Origin of the sequence: Neorhizobium sp. BT27B (assembly GCF_050455485.1) — a bacterium.
Taxonomy (GTDB): domain Bacteria; phylum Pseudomonadota; class Alphaproteobacteria; order Rhizobiales; family Rhizobiaceae; genus Neorhizobium.
Map to the genome: position 1 here is coordinate 586,833 of NZ_JBCIYT010000001.1, position 15,613 is coordinate 602,445.

At 60.2% G+C, this 15,613-nt stretch carries 17 protein-coding genes; 4 read left to right on the forward strand and 13 right to left on the reverse strand.

Features of this window, described 5'->3' with window-relative positions:
* The first annotated feature begins 114 nt into the window (after positions 1–114).
* Positions 115–501 (forward strand): hypothetical protein, encoded by a 387-nt coding sequence (locus AAIH70_RS03105; RefSeq protein WP_430033074.1) that lies wholly within the window; start codon positions 115–117, stop codon positions 499–501.
* A 144-nt stretch (positions 502–645) separates the two neighbouring features.
* Here the strand turns inward: AAIH70_RS03105 and era are convergent, their stop codons facing one another.
* The 8 genes from era to rpoZ all read right to left on the reverse strand — a co-directional run bounded on the left by era (position 646) and on the right by rpoZ (position 7,415).
* Positions 646–1,644, reverse strand: a complete 999-nt coding sequence (gene era / locus AAIH70_RS03110) for a GTPase Era (protein WP_245519103.1) — start codon at positions 1,642–1,644, stop codon at positions 646–648.
* Between the two features lie 6 nt (positions 1,645–1,650).
* Entirely contained in the window at positions 1,651–2,370 is a 720-nt protein-coding gene (rnc, locus tag AAIH70_RS03115; RefSeq protein ID WP_132273697.1) for a ribonuclease III, read from the reverse strand.
* Entirely contained in the window at positions 2,367–3,116 is a 750-nt protein-coding gene (gene lepB, locus AAIH70_RS03120; RefSeq protein ID WP_132273018.1) for a signal peptidase I, read from the reverse strand. The genes rnc and lepB overlap by 4 nt, the downstream gene beginning before the upstream one ends.
* Before the next feature lie 98 nt (positions 3,117–3,214).
* On the reverse strand, positions 3,215–3,619 hold the full coding sequence (acpS, locus tag AAIH70_RS03125) for a holo-ACP synthase (RefSeq protein ID WP_132273017.1): 405 nt from the start codon (positions 3,617–3,619) through the stop codon (positions 3,215–3,217).
* Between the two features lie 16 nt (positions 3,620–3,635).
* Complete coding sequence (locus AAIH70_RS03130; RefSeq protein WP_132273016.1) at positions 3,636–4,217, reverse strand: DUF2062 domain-containing protein; 582 nt, start codon at positions 4,215–4,217, stop codon at positions 3,636–3,638.
* Between the two features lie 72 nt (positions 4,218–4,289).
* Positions 4,290–4,442 carry a DUF3563 family protein gene (locus AAIH70_RS03135; protein WP_132273015.1) on the reverse strand — a complete coding sequence of 51 codons (153 nt, stop codon included), beginning with the start codon at positions 4,440–4,442 and terminating at the stop codon, positions 4,290–4,292.
* A gap of 183 nt (positions 4,443–4,625) precedes the next feature.
* Positions 4,626–6,866 carry a RelA/SpoT family protein gene (locus AAIH70_RS03140; RefSeq protein WP_132273014.1) on the reverse strand — a complete coding sequence of 747 codons (2,241 nt, stop codon included), beginning with the start codon at positions 6,864–6,866 and terminating at the stop codon, positions 4,626–4,628.
* A 150-nt stretch (positions 6,867–7,016) separates the two neighbouring features.
* A complete protein-coding gene (gene rpoZ, locus AAIH70_RS03145) occupies positions 7,017–7,415 on the reverse strand; it encodes a DNA-directed RNA polymerase subunit omega (RefSeq protein WP_132273013.1) in 399 nt (132 codons plus the stop codon).
* A 286-nt stretch (positions 7,416–7,701) separates the two neighbouring features.
* Here rpoZ and AAIH70_RS03150 point away from each other — a divergent pair, with 286 nt between their 5' ends.
* On the forward strand, positions 7,702–8,277 hold the full coding sequence (locus tag AAIH70_RS03150; protein ID WP_132273012.1) for an NYN domain-containing protein: 576 nt from the start codon (positions 7,702–7,704) through the stop codon (positions 8,275–8,277).
* 349 nt (positions 8,278–8,626) lie between these two features.
* Positions 8,627–9,688 carry a bifunctional transcriptional activator/DNA repair enzyme AdaA gene (locus tag AAIH70_RS03155; protein ID WP_132273011.1) on the forward strand — a complete coding sequence of 354 codons (1,062 nt, stop codon included), beginning with the start codon at positions 8,627–8,629 and terminating at the stop codon, positions 9,686–9,688.
* Positions 9,689–9,723: 35 nt separating this feature from the next.
* Here AAIH70_RS03155 and AAIH70_RS03160 read toward each other — a convergent pair whose 3' ends face one another.
* The 4 genes from AAIH70_RS03160 to dapA all read right to left on the reverse strand — a co-directional run bounded on the left by AAIH70_RS03160 (position 9,724) and on the right by dapA (position 11,658).
* Complete coding sequence (locus AAIH70_RS03160; protein WP_165931973.1) at positions 9,724–10,023, reverse strand: VOC family protein; 300 nt, start codon at positions 10,021–10,023, stop codon at positions 9,724–9,726.
* The gene (locus AAIH70_RS03165; protein ID WP_165931972.1) at positions 9,996–10,133 is read right to left on the reverse strand and encodes a hypothetical protein; all 138 of its coding nucleotides are present in this window, start codon (positions 10,131–10,133) and stop codon (positions 9,996–9,998) included. Before AAIH70_RS03165 ends, AAIH70_RS03160 begins: the two co-directional genes overlap by 28 nt.
* A gap of 22 nt (positions 10,134–10,155) precedes the next feature.
* A complete protein-coding gene (gene smpB, locus AAIH70_RS03170) occupies positions 10,156–10,632 on the reverse strand; it encodes an SsrA-binding protein SmpB (protein WP_132273010.1) in 477 nt (158 codons plus the stop codon).
* A 141-nt stretch (positions 10,633–10,773) separates the two neighbouring features.
* Positions 10,774–11,658, reverse strand: coding sequence for a 4-hydroxy-tetrahydrodipicolinate synthase (gene dapA, locus AAIH70_RS03175; protein ID WP_132273009.1), 885 nt, complete (start codon positions 11,656–11,658; stop codon positions 10,774–10,776).
* A 326-nt stretch (positions 11,659–11,984) separates the two neighbouring features.
* Here dapA and AAIH70_RS03180 point away from each other — a divergent pair, with 326 nt between their 5' ends.
* Complete coding sequence (locus AAIH70_RS03180; protein ID WP_132273008.1) at positions 11,985–14,099, forward strand: lytic transglycosylase domain-containing protein; 2,115 nt, start codon at positions 11,985–11,987, stop codon at positions 14,097–14,099.
* Positions 14,100–14,340: 241 nt separating this feature from the next.
* Here AAIH70_RS03180 and AAIH70_RS03185 read toward each other — a convergent pair whose 3' ends face one another.
* Positions 14,341–15,417, reverse strand: coding sequence for a porin (locus AAIH70_RS03185; protein WP_132273007.1), 1,077 nt, complete (start codon positions 15,415–15,417; stop codon positions 14,341–14,343).
* Positions 15,418–15,613: the final 196 nt, after the last annotated feature.

A 15,613-nucleotide genomic window follows, 5' to 3' on the forward strand; every position in this document is an offset into this window, starting at 1 on the left:
GTGTGGCGCTGCTGCCGCGCTGAAAATGTTGCGACGGTCTGACGGAACCAATTGCCATGCTGGAGTGTTCCAGCGGAAACAGAAGTCCCAAACAGAATTTCCAGGGGAGATTACATGAAATACGCTCTCGCCGCCGCACTCATGCTGGTTCCGTCGGTCATGCTGGCATCATCGCCAGCGGTGGCGCAATCCAAGGAATTGGAAAACGCCTGCGTCAATGTCGCCAAGAATTTTCTGATGACGCCGGTTCTGGCCACCGGCACGGTACAGTCTTTTCCTGAACTCGATCCGCCGGGTGCGCGCCTGACCTATTCGACGCGCGACAACCCCAAGCCGAACGATTTTACCACGACGATCGACTGCCAGTTCGACAAGGCCACCGCACCGTTCGGCCTGACCAAGTTCTGCATCTCCACGACCTGCTATTCGGCGGACGAACAGGACCCGGACAATCGCCGGCGTTATCTGGAAATCAAGGCGCTGATGGACCGGAAGAAGTAAAGGCGGAGGCGCGCTACACATACCTGCGTCATCCTCGGGCTTGTCCCGAGGATCTGCTGAGCTTCATTATCTGCGTGGTTAGATCCTCGGGTCAAGCCCCAGGATGACGACCGTGGGAGCAGTCATCTGCCGGTCCGTCGCTTCTCACCCTCTCGGGAACTCAAGCCCCATTTCGCGAAAACGTTCCGGGTCATCGCCCCAGTTCTCGCGCACTTTCACAAACAGAAAGAGATGCACGGTTTGCTCGAGGATTTCCGACAGTTCCTTGCGGGATGCGCTGGAAATCGACTTGATGGCCTCACCGTTCTTGCCGAGCGCGATCTTCTTCTGGCTGTCGCGCTCCACATAGATGACCTGTTCGATACGCACCGAACCGTCCTTCTTCTCTTCCCACTTTTCCGTCTCGACGTGAGAGGCGTAAGGCAGTTCCTGATGCAGGCGCAGGAAGAGTTTTTCGCGGGTGATTTCGGCCGCGAGCTGGCGCATCGGCAGGTCGGAAATCTGGTCCTCCGGGTAATACCAAGGACCTTCCGGCAGGCGCTTGGCCAGGAAGTTCATAAGATGATTACAGCCCGAACCGCCGGTGGCGGACACCATGAAGGTCTGCTCGAAATCGACGACCTCGTTGGCCTTGGCGGCCAGCGCCAGAAGGTCTTCGTGGCGCACGCGGTCGATCTTGTTGAGCACCAGGATCTTTGGCTGCTTCACGTCCTTGAGGCCTTCAAGGATCGTTTCGGCGTCGCCGCGGATGCCGCGCTCGCTGTCGATCAGGAGAAGGATCAGGTCGGCATCCTTGGCGCCGCCCCAGGCGGACGTCACCATGGCGCGGTCGAGACGGCGGCGCGGCTTGAAGATGCCGGGCGTGTCCATGAACACGATCTGGGCATTGTCGTGAATGGCGATGCCGCGCACGATGGCGCGCGTCGTCTGCACCTTGTGGCTGACAATCGATACCTTTGCGCCGACGAGGCGGTTCAGAAGCGTCGATTTGCCGGCATTGGTGGCGCCGATCAGCGCCACGAAGCCTGAATGGGTCGGGCCGGCAGGCACGGCTTCGGCCTGCGCTTCATCACCCTGCACTTCGCTGGCATGCGCGTCATCGGCCGGCTCGTGGCCGGTGGTGTTGTCTTCGTGTTCGGTCATCGGTCCTCAGCCTTCGGCAGGGTTCTTCTGCCAGACGCCTTCGCGTTCGAGCATTTTCGTGGCTGCCACCTGTTCGGCAGCGCGTTTGGAACGGTCTACGCCTGTTTCGGGCGCAACGCCATTCACTTCGACAGTCACGGTAAAGCGCGGGTCGTGATCCGGCCCGGAACGGTCGTCGATACGGTAGGCGGGCGTCAGCGCAAATTTCGCATGCGCCCATTCCTGCAATTCGGTCTTGGCGTCACGGCGGGCAGCATCGGCGCGGGTGGCGCGCTCGCCCCAGTGACGTTCGATAAAGCTGCGTGCCGCTTCCAGCCCGCCATCGAGATAAAGCGCTGCGATCAGGCTCTCGACCACGTCGGCGCGCACGTTCAGCATGCGCTTGCCGGTCAGCTTCTTCACATCGGCGCCGGTGCGCACGAAACGGTGCAGATCGAGTTCGTCGGCAACGGCGGCGCAGCTGTCGGCACTGACCAGCTGGTTCAGGCGCACCGAAAGCTCACCCTCGGTGGCGTTCTTGAAGGTGCGGAACAGCAGTTCGGCAACACACAGGCCAAGCACGCGGTCGCCGAGAAACTCCAGGCGCTCGTAATTGGCATTCTTGGCGGTGCCGGTGCTGGCATGCGTCAGCGCCCGGTCTACCCACTGTTTTTCGACAAAGACATGGCCAACGATGCTTTCCAGCTTCGCGCGCTCATCTCCCGAAAGCGTCGTCGCCTTCATCAGTTGACGACCTTGAACAGACGGTCCCAACGCATGTTGGCCGGCCATTTCCAGAATTCGCGGAACGACGTGTCGTTGCCGAGCGAGAAGAAGATCACGCTGGCGCGGCCGACAAGGTTTTCAGCCGGCACGTAACCGACGTCGAAACGGCTGTCGAGCGAGTTGTCACGGTTGTCGCCCATGAAGAAATAATGGCCTTCCGGCACCACGAATTCGCGGGTGTTGTCGCCACGCGAAACCGGCGACTGGTCAAGCGTGTCGAACGAGACGCCATTGTCGAAGGTTTCGCGGAAGACCGGCACGTCGGAACCGGGATCCAGACGGTAATCGGAGGTGAACGTGCCGTCCTGCACTTTTGGCACCGGCTGGCCGTTCAGCAGAAGCACGCCATTCGTCACCTGAACACGATCACCCGGCAGGCCGACGAGGCGCTTGATGTAATCGATCTCGGGCTGCTGCGGCAGGCGGAAAACGATGACGTCGCCACGCTTCGGCTCATTGAACTCAAGAATACGGCCATCGAACAGGTCGGGCGAGAACGGCAGCGAATATTTCGAATAACCGTAAGCGAACTTGTTGACGAAGATATAGTCGCCGACCAGCAGCGTCGGCATCATCGAGCCCGACGGGATGGTAAAAGGCTGGAACAGGACGGTCCGTATAACCATGGCAAGCAACAGGGCCTGGATGATGACCTTGATGTTTTCCCAAAGAGCATTCTGCGGCTTTGCTTCGGCGGTGTTCGACACTGAGGACGTCTTTCTTCTATGACTTTCCGGCGCGCCCGTTAGGCGTAGCCGCTTTCTCTAAACCCTTCGCCAATCGGCGGCAATGGCTCAAATCGGCTTCAATCGGCTGCGGGCAAGGCCTCGATGATCACGAAAGCCTGTGCGTAGGGATATTCGTCGGTGATGGTGATGTGGATGACGGGCTTGTGACCGGCAGGCAACATGGCCGCCAGTCGTTCGCCCGCACCATTGGTCAGCTTCATGGTGGGCTTGCCGCCGGGCAGGTTGATGACGCCCATATCGCGCCAGAACACACCATGCGCAATGCCGGTGCCAAGCGCCTTGGAGCAGGCTTCCTTGGCGGCAAAACGCTTGGCATAGGACGCGGCGCGGTTCTTGCGGCCGTCCGACTTCGCACGCTCGACTTCGGTAAAGACCCGATGGGTGAAACGCTCGCCAAAACGCTCGATGGATTTTTCCACGCGCCTGATGTCGATAAGGTCACTGCCCATGCCGATGATCATGTTTTGTCGTCTCCTGTCAGGTGCCTGCCTTGGCCATGGCATGCAATTTCGCCGCCATGCGCTCGCGCCTGCGGGCGCGAAACCTTCTCACACCCATATAGGTCGCGACGTAAACGACAAGCCCGCAGAAAAGTGCGGGCGGAAGACAACCGATCAGCATGGGTTTCAGCACCGGCTGCCAAAGCTCGGCAAAATGCAGCGTGCGCACAAGCTGGGCCAGATCGAGTTGGCTGCCCGCCACCTGCCCTGTCGCGGCATCAGGGTGGCCGAGCATGAAATGCCCGATCTCCCAGCTGGCCGACCAGATGAGCGGAAATGTGAGGGGATTGGCAACAAGCGTGCCGAGAGCAGCGGCGACGAGGCTGCCGCGCAGAAGGAAGGCGAGCGCGATGGCGAGCGGAATGTGAAAACCGAGAAACGGCGTCCAGCCGATCATCACACCGGCAGCGATACCTGCCGCAACCGCATAGGGCGAAGCGCTGATGCGTGCGGCGCGCAATCCGTAATAACGGACATTTCTGGTCACTCCCTTGCGGGGCCAGGCGGCGTTGCGGATCTTTTCAGCCCATCCGGCAGGGCTTCGGCGACGAAAGGGCATATATCAGCATCTAGAACGATCACTGACAAAAGCCAAGAGCGGCGCAGTGACGCGCCGCCACGATCGTATCAATCAGAGGCCCTTGCGGAACATGCCGCGGTCGACCTGACGCATGCGATACTCAAGTTCGATCGCATCGTTGGATTCATTGAGGTATGCCATTTCACGCTCCTGTACCGACGGGGCGCGAAGGGCGCGGGCAAACTGGCGAAGTGGCTTGAACATCTCTTTAGTCCCTTGGTTTGGATGTCCATTAGATATTGCAATTCAATCGATTTGACCAACGCTACGGCGCTGCGGCAGCCATGCGTTTAATGCATAACGGCTTAATGCGACGTTTTGACGTGCGCACGAAATAGGCAAAAAGCATGCAGTTTGATGCGGGCGGCGACACCGCCCGCCGAAACTCTAATCGTAGATGCGTCGAACGCTCGAAACGACGTCGAGATCCTTCACCTGCGTCAGCAACTGGTTCAGCTGACGCACATCCCACACCTCGACTTCCATCTCGATCTCGGAAAAATCGGCAGCGCGACTGCTGCCCATTTTCAGGGTGCGGATATTGATATCGAGATTGGCCACCGCCTGCGCGACGGTTGCCAGCGTTCCCGGCTCGTTGATCGTGTTGAAGAACACACGCGCAAGGAAACGCGACTTGTTGGCCTCGTCGATATCCCAGCGCACATCGATCCAGCTTTCCGGCTGGTCGTCGAAACGCTGCAGGGCAGACGCCTGGATCGGGTAGATGGTGATCCCCTTGCCCTTTTCCATGATGCCGACGATGCGGTCACCCGGCACGGCACCCGCGGGCGCGAACTGGACAGGCAGATTGCCGGAAAGGCCGCGGATCGGCAGCGGATCGGGACCGGAGCCATCCTGCACGCTGGCAGCAGCCGATTGTTCCGGGGTATGCGGCATGCCGGGCAGCTTGAACATCATGCCCTGGGCGCTTTGCATGTTGAACCAGCCCTGATCGGCGGATGGTTTGACCGTTGTGCGCTCGTCCTTGTAATCGGGGAAAACGGCGCGCACGACATCGAGCGACGACAGTTCGCCGCGACCGACGGCGGCAATGGCATCCTCGACATCCTTGTGACCAAGGCGGAACAGTGCGGGTTTCAGGCCATCCTTGGAAAAGGTTTTTCCGGCGCGCTCGAATGTGCGCTCCAGAATGCGATGACCGAGACCGGAATATTGCTTGCGGATGGCCATGCGGGTGGCGCGGCGGATGGCGGCGCGCGCCTTGCCGGTGACGACGATCTCTTCCCATGCGGCCGGCGGCACCTGCACGCCCGAACGGATGACTTCCACCTCGTCACCGTTCGACAGGCGGGTGACGAGCGGCATGATGCGACCGTTGATCTTGGCGCCGACCGTGGTGTCGCCGATATCGGTGTGGACGGCATAGGCAAAGTCGATCGGGGTTGCGCCGCGCGGCAGCGCGATCAGCTTGCCCTTGGGCGTGAAGCAGAACACCTGATCCTGAAACAGTTCGAGCTTGGTGTGCTCGAGGAATTCTTCCGGGTTGTCGCCTTCGGCCAGTTGCTCGATGGTGCGGCGCAGCCAGGAATAGGCGTTAGACTCCTTGGAGAGCAGTTCGCCTTCGCTGCTGACGCCATCCTTGTAGAGCGCATGTGCCGCGATACCGAATTCGGCGATCTCGTGCATACGCCTTGTGCGGATCTGCAGCTCGATGCGCTGGCGCGACGGGCCGACGATGGTGGTGTGCAGCGAACGGTAGTCGTTCTGCTTCGGCGTCGAGATATAATCCTTGAAGCGGCCAGGCACGACGCGCCAGCGCGTATGGACGATGCCGAGCGCACGATAACAATCAGGCAGTTCGGACACGAAGACGCGAAAACCGTAGACGTCGGAAAGCTGTTCGAAGGACAGCGACTTCGACTGCATCTTGCGGAAGACGGAATACGGCTTCTTCTGCCGGCCCTTGACGGTTGCGTCCTTCAGCCCCTGAGCGACCAGAAGCTCACGCAACTCGTCCTCGATCTTGGTGACGATGCCCTCGTTGCGGCCGGAAAGCTCCGCCAGCCGCTTGGTGACAGTCTCATAGGCCTCCGGATTGATATGGCGGAAGGACAGGTCCTCCAGCTCCTCGCGCATGTCCTGCATGCCCATGCGGCCGGCGAGCGGCGCATAGATATCCATCGTCTCTTCGGAGATGCGGGCGCGCTTGTCGGCTGCCATATGGTCGAGCGTGCGCATGTTGTGCAGGCGGTCGGCCAGCTTGACCAGCAGAACGCGGACGTCATCGGAAATGGCGAGCAGAAGTTTTCGCAGGTTTTCTGCCTGCTTGGCCTTCTTGGTAACGAGATCGAGCCGTTTGAGCTTGGTCAGACCTTCTACGAGCCGGCCGATATCCTCGCCAAACAGTTCGTCGATCTCGGCGCGGGTCGCCGTGGTGTCCTCGATCGTGTCGTGCAGGAGGGCAACCGCGATGGTCGACTCATCGAGATGCATGTCGGTGAGGATGGCGGCAACTTCCAGCGGATGCGAGATATAGGGGTCGCCGCTGGCGCGCTTCTGCAGGCCATGCTTCTGCATGGCATAAACATAGGCCTTGTTGAGAAGAGCTTCGTTCGCATCGGGCTTGTATCTCTGGACCCGCTCGACGAGCTCGTATTGCCGCATCATCCTGAAACTGGCCCTCGATATGCCCCAAGAGAACTGAAGGGGGGAAACGAAAAATGGCGCGCCGATCTAAAGACCGACGCAGCCATCACAGAGAAGATATTCAGATTGGGGCAAGAGGATGAACACATCTTGCCCCTGATCCGGTCAATCTTAGTAATCGTCGCTCTTTTCCGGCGGCACGAGGCCTTCGATGCCGGCAAGCAGCTCTTCTTCCGACATCTGGTCGAAGTTGACGGTTTCCGGTGCGTCTTCTTCCTCGGCGCCATCGGCGGAAGCGCTGGCGGCGATGAAGCTGGCCGGATCGGGCTCGGGCTCGTCCACTTCCACATGCTTCTGCAGCGAGTGGATCAGGTCTTCCTTCAGGTCGTCCGGCGACAGTGTTTCGTCGGCGATTTCGCGCAGAGCCACGACCGGGTTCTTGTCGTTGTCGCGATCGATGGTGATCGACGCGCCCTGCGAGATCTGACGGGCACGGTGGCTGGCGAGCAGGACGAGCTCGAAGCGGTTGTCAACTTTGTCGATGCAATCTTCTACGGTGACGCGGGCCATTGCCTGTCCTTCTTGCTTAGGTCTTTCAGGGATTGACACGCCCGATACAGGCATTGCCGGCAAAATTCAAGTTTTTGTTGACAGCGGTGGTACGCGGCGAGGCCGCAACTCACGACAATTATCTTAGGACCATAAAAGGTGCTTGGATTCAGGGGTTCGCTATCATAAATGACTTTTATATCAAAATAACGTAATGTAACGGTTATTCTTGGCGATCCAGCTACAAAATGCGTAGCGAGACGCCTTGGCCGGCAGGCCTACGTATTTTTAAGGGAGTGGAGGATTAATGTTCGACCCTAGGGAGAAGATTGCGCTTTTTATAGATGGCGCAAATCTTTACGCGGCTTCCAAAAGCCTCGGCTTCGATATTGACTATCGCAAGCTGCTGAAGGCTTTTCAGAAGCGCGGCTATCTCCTGCGCGCCTATTATTACACAGCTCTGATAGAAGATCAGGAATACTCGTCCATCCGCCCGTTGATCGATTGGCTCGACTATAACGGTTACAAGGTCATCACCAAACCGGCCAAGGAATTCACGGATTCCATGGGCCGCCGCAAGGTGAAGGGCAATATGGACATAGAGCTGGCAATCGACGCCATGGAGCAATCGGAAACCGTGGACCATCTTGTCCTGTTTTCCGGAGACGGCGATTTCACGACGCTGGTGGAGGCTCTTCAACGCAAGGGCCGCAAGGTTTCCGTCGTTTCGACGATGGCAACCCAGCCACCGATGATCGCCGACGACCTGCGCCGCCAGGCCGACCACTTCATCGACCTCTCGACGCTGCGCGCCGAAGTCGGACGCGACCCGTCCGAACGGCTACAGCGCCCGGTCGAACCGGTGGAAACTGCCGAACTTTGATGAGTTGGGCATGAACAATAAAATAGGCGCCCGTTTTTCGGCGGCGCCTATTTTCGTTTCGGGGTAGAGCGGCTCATTGCTAAATGGAACCAGTTCTGCCGGAGCAGGTTTTCGTCGGGGCAGTGGCGATTGGCGAAGTGCATACCCGAAGGTACGTGCGAGCCGATCGCCGCTGATCCCGGCGCAAAGATGCCCGGCCCTTACGGGTTGGCTGAAACGGGCCGGCTGATCGCATGGCCGGCTTGGACGTATGCTTTGGCTACGACGCGCGCCAGCCATGCGACCATCCGACTCCGTTTGAGCCAACAGAACCGGTTCCATTTAGCAATGAGCCGCTCTGGAAAACATCATGCTTTTCGAACGCCCCACCGATGACATTCTCTACGACGCGCTGATTTCCCGCGATGCAGCCTATGAAGGTTTTGCCTGGGCAGCGGTGAAAACGACCGGCGTCTTCTGCCGGCTCACCTGCCCTGCCCGCAAGCCAAAACGCGAGAACACCACATTTTACGGCACGATCGCCGAATGTATGGAGGCAGGCTTTCGACCCTGCAGCCGTTGCCGGCCGCTGATGAAATTCGGCGAAACCGATCCCGTCGTCACAAAACTGGTGGAAGCCCTCGACGCCGATCCGTACCGGCGCTGGAGCGAGGATGACGTCATTGCCGCCGGCTTCGATCCGTCCACCGCGCGGCGTGCCTTCAAGCGCCAGTTCGGGTTGAGTTTTCTCGAGATGGCGCGGCTGCGGCGGATGGGCAAAGCAGCAGATGTGCTGAACGAAGGCGCAAGCGTGATCGACGCCCAGCTCGATGCCGGGTTCGAATCCGGCAGCGGTTTTCGCAGTGCCGTCACAAAATTGTTCGGGGACGCACCGGCCAGGTTACGGGGCAAAAACCTGTTGCGCGCCGACTGGATCGAAACACCGATCGGCCCGATGATCGCCATTGCCGACAGCCACGCGCTGCATATTCTGGAATTTGCCGAACGCAAGGCATTGCCGACTGAGGTCCGCCGCCTGCAGGCCGCGACCGGCAGTGGTATCGCCATGGGCCGGCATCCACCGATCGACGAGATGGAGGCGGAACTGGGCGCCTATTTCGCTGGCGAGAACAGAGGTTTTGCCACGCGCATCGCAGACCACGGCACATCCTTTCAACGCCAGGTCTGGGATGCCCTGCGCAAAATTCCAGCCGGAGAAATCCGCTCCTACGGCGCGCTGGCGACAGACATGAACCTGCCCTCCTCCACCCGCGCGGTTGCCGGTGCCAACGGCGCCAACCAGATTGCCATCGTCATTCCCTGCCACCGGGTGATCGCCGCCGACGGCAGCCTGACCGGGTATGGCGGAGGCCTATGGCGCAAGCGCTGGCTGCTGGAGCATGAAAGGCGGATGGCGACGGCGGGTGAATGATTGGCGAAGGGAGGTTCGGTCAGCATGCCAGCCTCTCAGATCTCGGCGTAGATCTCCAAGACATTGCCATCTGGATCGCGGAAGAAGATGGTCCGATGCCCAAAAGCGTCGTCTGTCAGAGGAGATATCAAGCTGATGCCTTTGGCTTCGAGCTGCGCGGCACAAGAGGCCACTATGTCGGGCGGTACGCGAAAGGCTAGTTGCAGCGAAAGCGCTCCGGCTGCCGGCGGCGGATCATCGAAGCGCCGTCCGTATTTCGTCAGCGCAAGTGCGGTCGATCCGATCCGGCATTCGAACCATCGCTCACTCAGGGTCCGCGTGACCGGGAATTCCATGATCTTTTCGTAAAAATGCGCATGGCGTCGAGATCACGGGCAAAGATCACCGTGTAATCGATCTGGCCGATATGGCCGAGTGCGGAAAGGGGAGCCTCTTGATCAGGCATGCCTGCACTCCCCTTTTGAACCTCACCCCGTCTTCAGCAGCCGCGACTTCTGCCGGTTCCAGTCGCGTTCCTTCTCGGTCTCGCGCTTGTCGTGCAGCTTCTTGCCCTTGGCGAGCGCCAGTTCCAGCTTGGCCCGGCCCTTCTCGTTGAAATAGATCTTGAGCGGCACCAGCGTCATGCCTTCGCGGTTGATGCCGACGCGCATGCGACCGATCTCGCGCTTCGACAGCAGCAGCTTGCGGCGGCGGCGCGGCTCGTGGTTGAAGCGGTTGGCCTGCAGATATTCCGGCAGATGGCTGTTGATCAGCCAGATCTCGTTACCCTCGTCCGAGGCATAGGATTCGGCGATATTGGCCTTGCCCTCGCGCAGAGACTTGACCTCGGTGCCGGTCAGCACGATGCCTGCCTCGTATGTGTCGAGGATCTCGTAGTTGAAGCGGGCCTTGCGGTTTTCCGCGACTATCTTGTTGACCGTACGCTGGCTGCCTCTGGGGGCCATGGGACTTCTTCCGTCTCGCCATCTGAAACAATATTCCCCGGCCATGGCGAGGACCGGGGTTCTGTTGTCTTATCTAGTGTCTGGCGGCCCAAAAGTGAAGCGCCGCCGAGACGGCGCCTGTAACGACGTCATTAACGGGCGTCAGTTCAGCAGGCCGGCGTGGCGCAAAGCCGCATCGATCGCCGCTTCCGTTGCCGGCTCCAGCGTCGACATCAGGGGCGAGCGTACCGTACGGTTCATGCCGCGCGTGCGGTGCAGGCCATACTTGGCGCCGCACAGGCCCGGCTCCAGGAAGATTGCCTTGTGCAGCGGCATCAGGCGATCCTGATAGTCGAGCGCCTTGGCATAATCGCCGGCAGCGGTTGCCGCCTGGAATTCGGCGCACAGACGCGGTGCGACGTTTGCCGTCACCGAAATGCAGCCGACGCCACCATGGGCGTTGAAACCGAGTGCCGTCGCATCCTCACCCGAAAGCTGCACGAAATCCGTGCCGCACGTGATGCGCTGCTCCGAGACGCGCTCGATCTTGCCGGTCGCATCCTTGACGCCAACGATGTTCTTGTGCGCCTTCACCAGCGCGCCCATGGTTTCCGGGCTCATGTCGATGACTGAACGCGGCGGGATGTTGTAGATGATGATCGGCAGCTTCGTCGCCTCGGCAATCGCCGAAAAATGCGCAAACAGGCCCTTTTGGGTGGGCTTATTGTAATAGGGCGTGACCACGAGAACGGCATCCGCACCAGCCTTTTCGGCATGCACGGCAAGCTCGATCGATTCACGCGTATTGTTGGAACCGGCACCGGCGATGACCGGCACACGTCCTGCCGCAGCTTCGATACAGAGCTCGACGACACGGTTGTGTTCGGCATGCGACAGTGTCGGCGATTCGCCCGTGGTGCCGACCGGAACGAGACCGGAGCTGCCTTCCGTGATCTGCCACTCCACATGGTCCGCAAAGGCCTGCTCGTCGACCGCGCCCTCCGTCGTGAACGGGGTAACAAGCGCGGGCATCGATCCCTTGAACATGCAAAAACTCTCCTCGTCGGCCCCAGAATCCTTGACGATCCACGCTTCAGCCGCAATCCATTTTTATAGGTAAAATCCTATTCGGCGGGCACCATAGATCGCTGTCGATCCGCCGACAAGCGCAGCCATGACGCTTTCGTGACGCAAGTCCGGGAGAAAAGCGGGCATTTGCTGAAATGCGGTAAGGAATCGTTAATCGGCGTGATTGCTAATCAATGTTATATGGTCGCATTCGAGAGTAAATCGACCAGAGCGGAAAGAGGATTGCCAAGGCCGCCGGACACGCTGTCCCACAGGCTTTCAGGCATTGACGTCGTGGACGGTGAATGAAGAAGAACGTTCTGATCCTGGCAGGCCTTGGCCTCGGATTGACCGCCGGCCTTTTCGACCTGCGCATGGGCATGGCCGCGCCCTTGCCGGAGGGCACCGTTCCGCTACCCGTCGTCCGGCCGCTCCCCTTCGTCAAGCCGAATGCGCCGGTTCCGGCCGCCATGCCTTCGCCCGACATTACCGGCTCCATCCCCTCGCCTTCACTGCCGCAGCGCGGTGATCGCCTCGGCGTCGTCAGCCAGCTGAAAACCGGGCTGGATGCGCTTTCCGCCCGCGATGCCGGCACGGCGATCGCCACCCGCAACACGCTGCCGGCCGGATCACTCGACCGCCAGATTCTGACATGGGCGATCGCAACCTCCGGCCTCAACGGTGTGCCGTCATCCGAGATCGCCTCGGCGCAGCGCGAATTGCGTGGCTGGCCGGGTCTCACCCGCCTGCGCGCCAATTCGGAACGTGCGCTTTACCGCGAAAACCCGCCTGCAGCTTCCGTCATAGCAGCCTTCGGAAACAGCGCTGCCGAAACGCCGGAAGGCGCAATGATTCTCGCCCGCGCCCTCGTGGCCTCTGGTGATACCGGACGCGCCGCCACTGCGCTGCGTAAAATCTGGACCGGCGAAGCGCTCGACAAGGGCATGGAAGACCGAATTATCAAGGAGTTTTCGGGCCTCCTGACCACTGCGGACCACAAGGCCCGCATGGATTACCTGATGTATCGCAACCGCACGGCGCAGGCCGAACGGTTCGGCGATCTCGGCAAGGCGCAATCGCTCTACAAGGCATGGGCCGCGGTGGCCGGCAAAGCCACCAATGCTCCGCAACTGCTGCAGGCGGCATCGGCAAACTGGAGCAAGGACCCGGCCTATCTGTTCGCGACGATCGAACATCTGCGCCAGCAGGACAAATATCGCGAAGCCGCCACCCTGCTCGACAAGGCGCCGCGCGACGCAACTCGCCTCATCAATGGCGGCGAGTGGTGGAACGAGCGCCGCATCATTGCCCGCGGCCTTGCCGACAAGGGCGATTATGCCGAGGCCTACCGCGTCTCCGCGCATCACACGGCGACCGCCGCCACCGATATCGTCGATGCGGAATTCCATGCCGGCTGGTATGCGCTGCGGGCGCTCAACAACCCGGCAGTGGCGGAAAAACATTTTCGCGCCATCCTCACCGCCTCGACTCGGCCGCTTTCCGCCTCGCGCGCGCTCTACTGGCTCGGTCGCGCTGCCGAAGCCGGTGGGCCTGGAAAACCTGCCGATTTCTATCGTCAGGCCGCGCAATATTCCGGCACGTTTTATGGTCAGCTGGCGGCAGCCAAACTCGGCACGAAAGTGCTGAACGTTTCCTATCCCTCGCCATCCGAAACCGATCGCCGCAATTTCGAAAACCGCGAAGTGGTGCGCGCCATAGACCGGCTGGATGCCGCCGGCCATGATTCGCGCGCCAATGCGCTGTACCGCGCGCTTGCCGACGAAATCACCAGCCCCGGCGAACTGGCGATCCTGACGGCCCGCGCCGAGCGCAATGGCGACCACGCGCTATCGCTGCAGATTGGCAAATCCGCTTTTGCGCGCGGCATCGAGGTGGCGGCTCTCGCCTACCCGACCGGCGTGATCCCTTCGTCGGCAAATATCGCCGGCTCCGGCAAAGCGCTCGCCTATGCCATCGCGCGCCAGGAAAGCGCCTTCAACCCGGCTGCGATTTCGCCCGCCGATGCGCGCGGCCTGCTGCAGATCCTGCCCGGCACGGCAAAAGGCGTCGCCGGCCGCCACGGCATCACCTATACGGCCGCCAAGCTGACGACCGACGCCGGCTACAATGCCACGCTCGGTGCGCATTATCTCGGCGAACAGATCGACAGTTTTGGCGGCTCCTACATCCTCACCTTCATCGCCTACAATGCCGGCCCGCGCCGTGTGCCGGACTGGATCACCCGCTACGGCGACCCTCGCGGCAAATCGCTGGACGAGGTGGTGGACTGGATCGAGCGCATCCCCTTCCCCGAAACCCGCAATTACGTGCAGCGGGTGATGGAGAATTATCAGGTCTACAAGACAAGACTTGGCCAGACGGCGGATATCGAAGACGATCTGCGGTTCGGGCGGCGGTAAGCGGATTTCGCGGCGGATGGCAAAATCGGCGACGCCGATCGCCTTGGCGCGGCACGAACATGAAAACCTGACCGGCAAACAATGCGAGCCGACAATAGGCCACAGGTTTGCCGAAAATGACCGCCTCCTCGACATTGCTTCAGACCTGCAAGCCCGGTGCACTGATTGCCGCGCTGGAAGCCAGACACGAAAAAGCCCGCGGAGATGATCCGCGGGCTCACTTGTCTCTTGCGAGATCAGATTAGAACGAACGCTGCAGACGTACGAAGCCGTCCCAACGATCGCCGCCACCGACGCCACCGAAGTCAACGTCAACGTCGGTATAGTTGACGGTTGCCTTGGCAGTCAGGTTGGTGGTGATCGTGTAGTCAGCCGTTACGCCAACGCGCCACGCAGAACCACCTTCGTAGTCGCTGCCGATCGGCAGGATGTTATCCCAGTACTGCGCACCGGGGGTGATCTTCAGCTTGTCGGATACAGCAATCGCGTATTCTGCACCGATGCTCCACTCGGAGAAGTCCCAGTAACGGGAAGGACCGAAGGAGTATACGCCGAAGACGCCAAGCGTGCCCGGGCCGATTTCAGCAGCCAGCGTCGAAGCGATGACGCCGTCTTCGTTGTCGAACTCGTAAGCGCCGAACAGATCGATGGCAACGCCACCGAACTTGCCAGCGATCATGGCGTTGATGCCGATTTCTTCATCGTTTACGTCGGTCTTCCAGCCGTCCTGCGAGTCGAAAAAGTCACCCTGGATGTAGGCCTGGAAGGCGCCGCCATCGAATGTGTAGCGGATGGAGTTGTTCAGCGTGTCGCCGCCAATGTAGTTGGCACCAGCGATCGGGCCGCCGTCGGAGAGGACAGTTTCGCCCGGAAGGCCGTTATCGAAGTAGTTATAGAAATAACCGACCTGAAGACCGCCGAGGGTGATGATGGCTTCATCGACGAAGAAGTCCTGGCTGCCGCCGTTGGTGTCGGCTTCCATGCTGATCGACGAACCAAGCGTACCGAGTTCAGTGTCGGACTTTGCGCTGATGGTCAGATAACCACGGGTGTTGGTGATGTAACCACCATCCTGAACGCGGCCAACGCCATCGATGTCGAAGTCGCTACGACCACCAATCTGAGTACGAACGTAACCACCGATCTTGAGGCAGGTTTCGGTACCCGGGATATAGAAGTATCCGGTGCCGAACGCGTCGCAGACGCGAACGTATTCCATGGGTTCCGGTTCGGCAGCGACGATAGCGTCAGCCGCCTGGGCGCCGGAAACGGCTGCGAGGGCAGCTGCGGAGCCGAGAAGAAGGCTTTTGATGTTCATAGGTCATTCCCCGTTTGGCGATTCATTCTTACCGGGACAACGTACATGTGCATATTTTGCTTTCAAGCAAATCAAACAGCAGAGAACACCTTCGCCACATAGTTGCGCGCGTTGAGTCACTTTTATGTCACAACTTATTGCAGCATACACACGACCAAACGCTCACCGACATCCACCTTCCCGCGGCATATGTGTC

Excerpts from the sequence above, each read along its gene's own strand:
- AAIH70_RS03135 (WP_132273015.1), bottom strand. The coding sequence starts at position 4,442 with ATGTTCAAGCCACTTCGCCAGTTTGCCCGCGCCCTTCGCGCCCCGTCG.
- AAIH70_RS03185 (WP_132273007.1), bottom strand. The coding sequence starts at position 15,417 with ATGAACATCAAAAGCCTTCTTCTCGGCTCCGCAGCTGCCCTCGCAGCC.
- AAIH70_RS03140 (WP_132273014.1), bottom strand. The coding sequence starts at position 6,866 with ATGATGCGGCAATACGAGCTCGTCGAGCGGGTCCAGAGATACAAGCCC.
- acpS (WP_132273017.1), bottom strand. The coding sequence starts at position 3,619 with ATGATCATCGGCATGGGCAGTGACCTTATCGACATCAGGCGCGTGGAA.
- AAIH70_RS03160 (WP_165931973.1), bottom strand. The coding sequence starts at position 10,023 with ATGGAATTCCCGGTCACGCGGACCCTGAGTGAGCGATGGTTCGAATGC.
- AAIH70_RS03165 (WP_165931972.1), bottom strand. The coding sequence starts at position 10,133 with ATGCCTGATCAAGAGGCTCCCCTTTCCGCACTCGGCCATATCGGCCAG.
- AAIH70_RS03180 (WP_132273008.1), top strand. The coding sequence starts at position 11,985 with ATGAAGAAGAACGTTCTGATCCTGGCAGGCCTTGGCCTCGGATTGACC.
- AAIH70_RS03150 (WP_132273012.1), top strand. The coding sequence starts at position 7,702 with ATGTTCGACCCTAGGGAGAAGATTGCGCTTTTTATAGATGGCGCAAAT.
- AAIH70_RS03155 (WP_132273011.1), top strand. The coding sequence starts at position 8,627 with ATGCTTTTCGAACGCCCCACCGATGACATTCTCTACGACGCGCTGATT.
- era (WP_245519103.1), bottom strand. The coding sequence starts at position 1,644 with ATGACCGAACACGAAGACAACACCACCGGCCACGAGCCGGCCGATGAC.
- smpB (WP_132273010.1), bottom strand. The coding sequence starts at position 10,632 with ATGGCCCCCAGAGGCAGCCAGCGTACGGTCAACAAGATAGTCGCGGAA.
- AAIH70_RS03105 (WP_430033074.1), top strand. The coding sequence starts at position 115 with ATGAAATACGCTCTCGCCGCCGCACTCATGCTGGTTCCGTCGGTCATG.
- rpoZ (WP_132273013.1), bottom strand. The coding sequence starts at position 7,415 with ATGGCCCGCGTCACCGTAGAAGATTGCATCGACAAAGTTGACAACCGC.
- AAIH70_RS03130 (WP_132273016.1), bottom strand. The coding sequence starts at position 4,217 with ATGCCCTTTCGTCGCCGAAGCCCTGCCGGATGGGCTGAAAAGATCCGC.
- dapA (WP_132273009.1), bottom strand. The coding sequence starts at position 11,658 with ATGTTCAAGGGATCGATGCCCGCGCTTGTTACCCCGTTCACGACGGAG.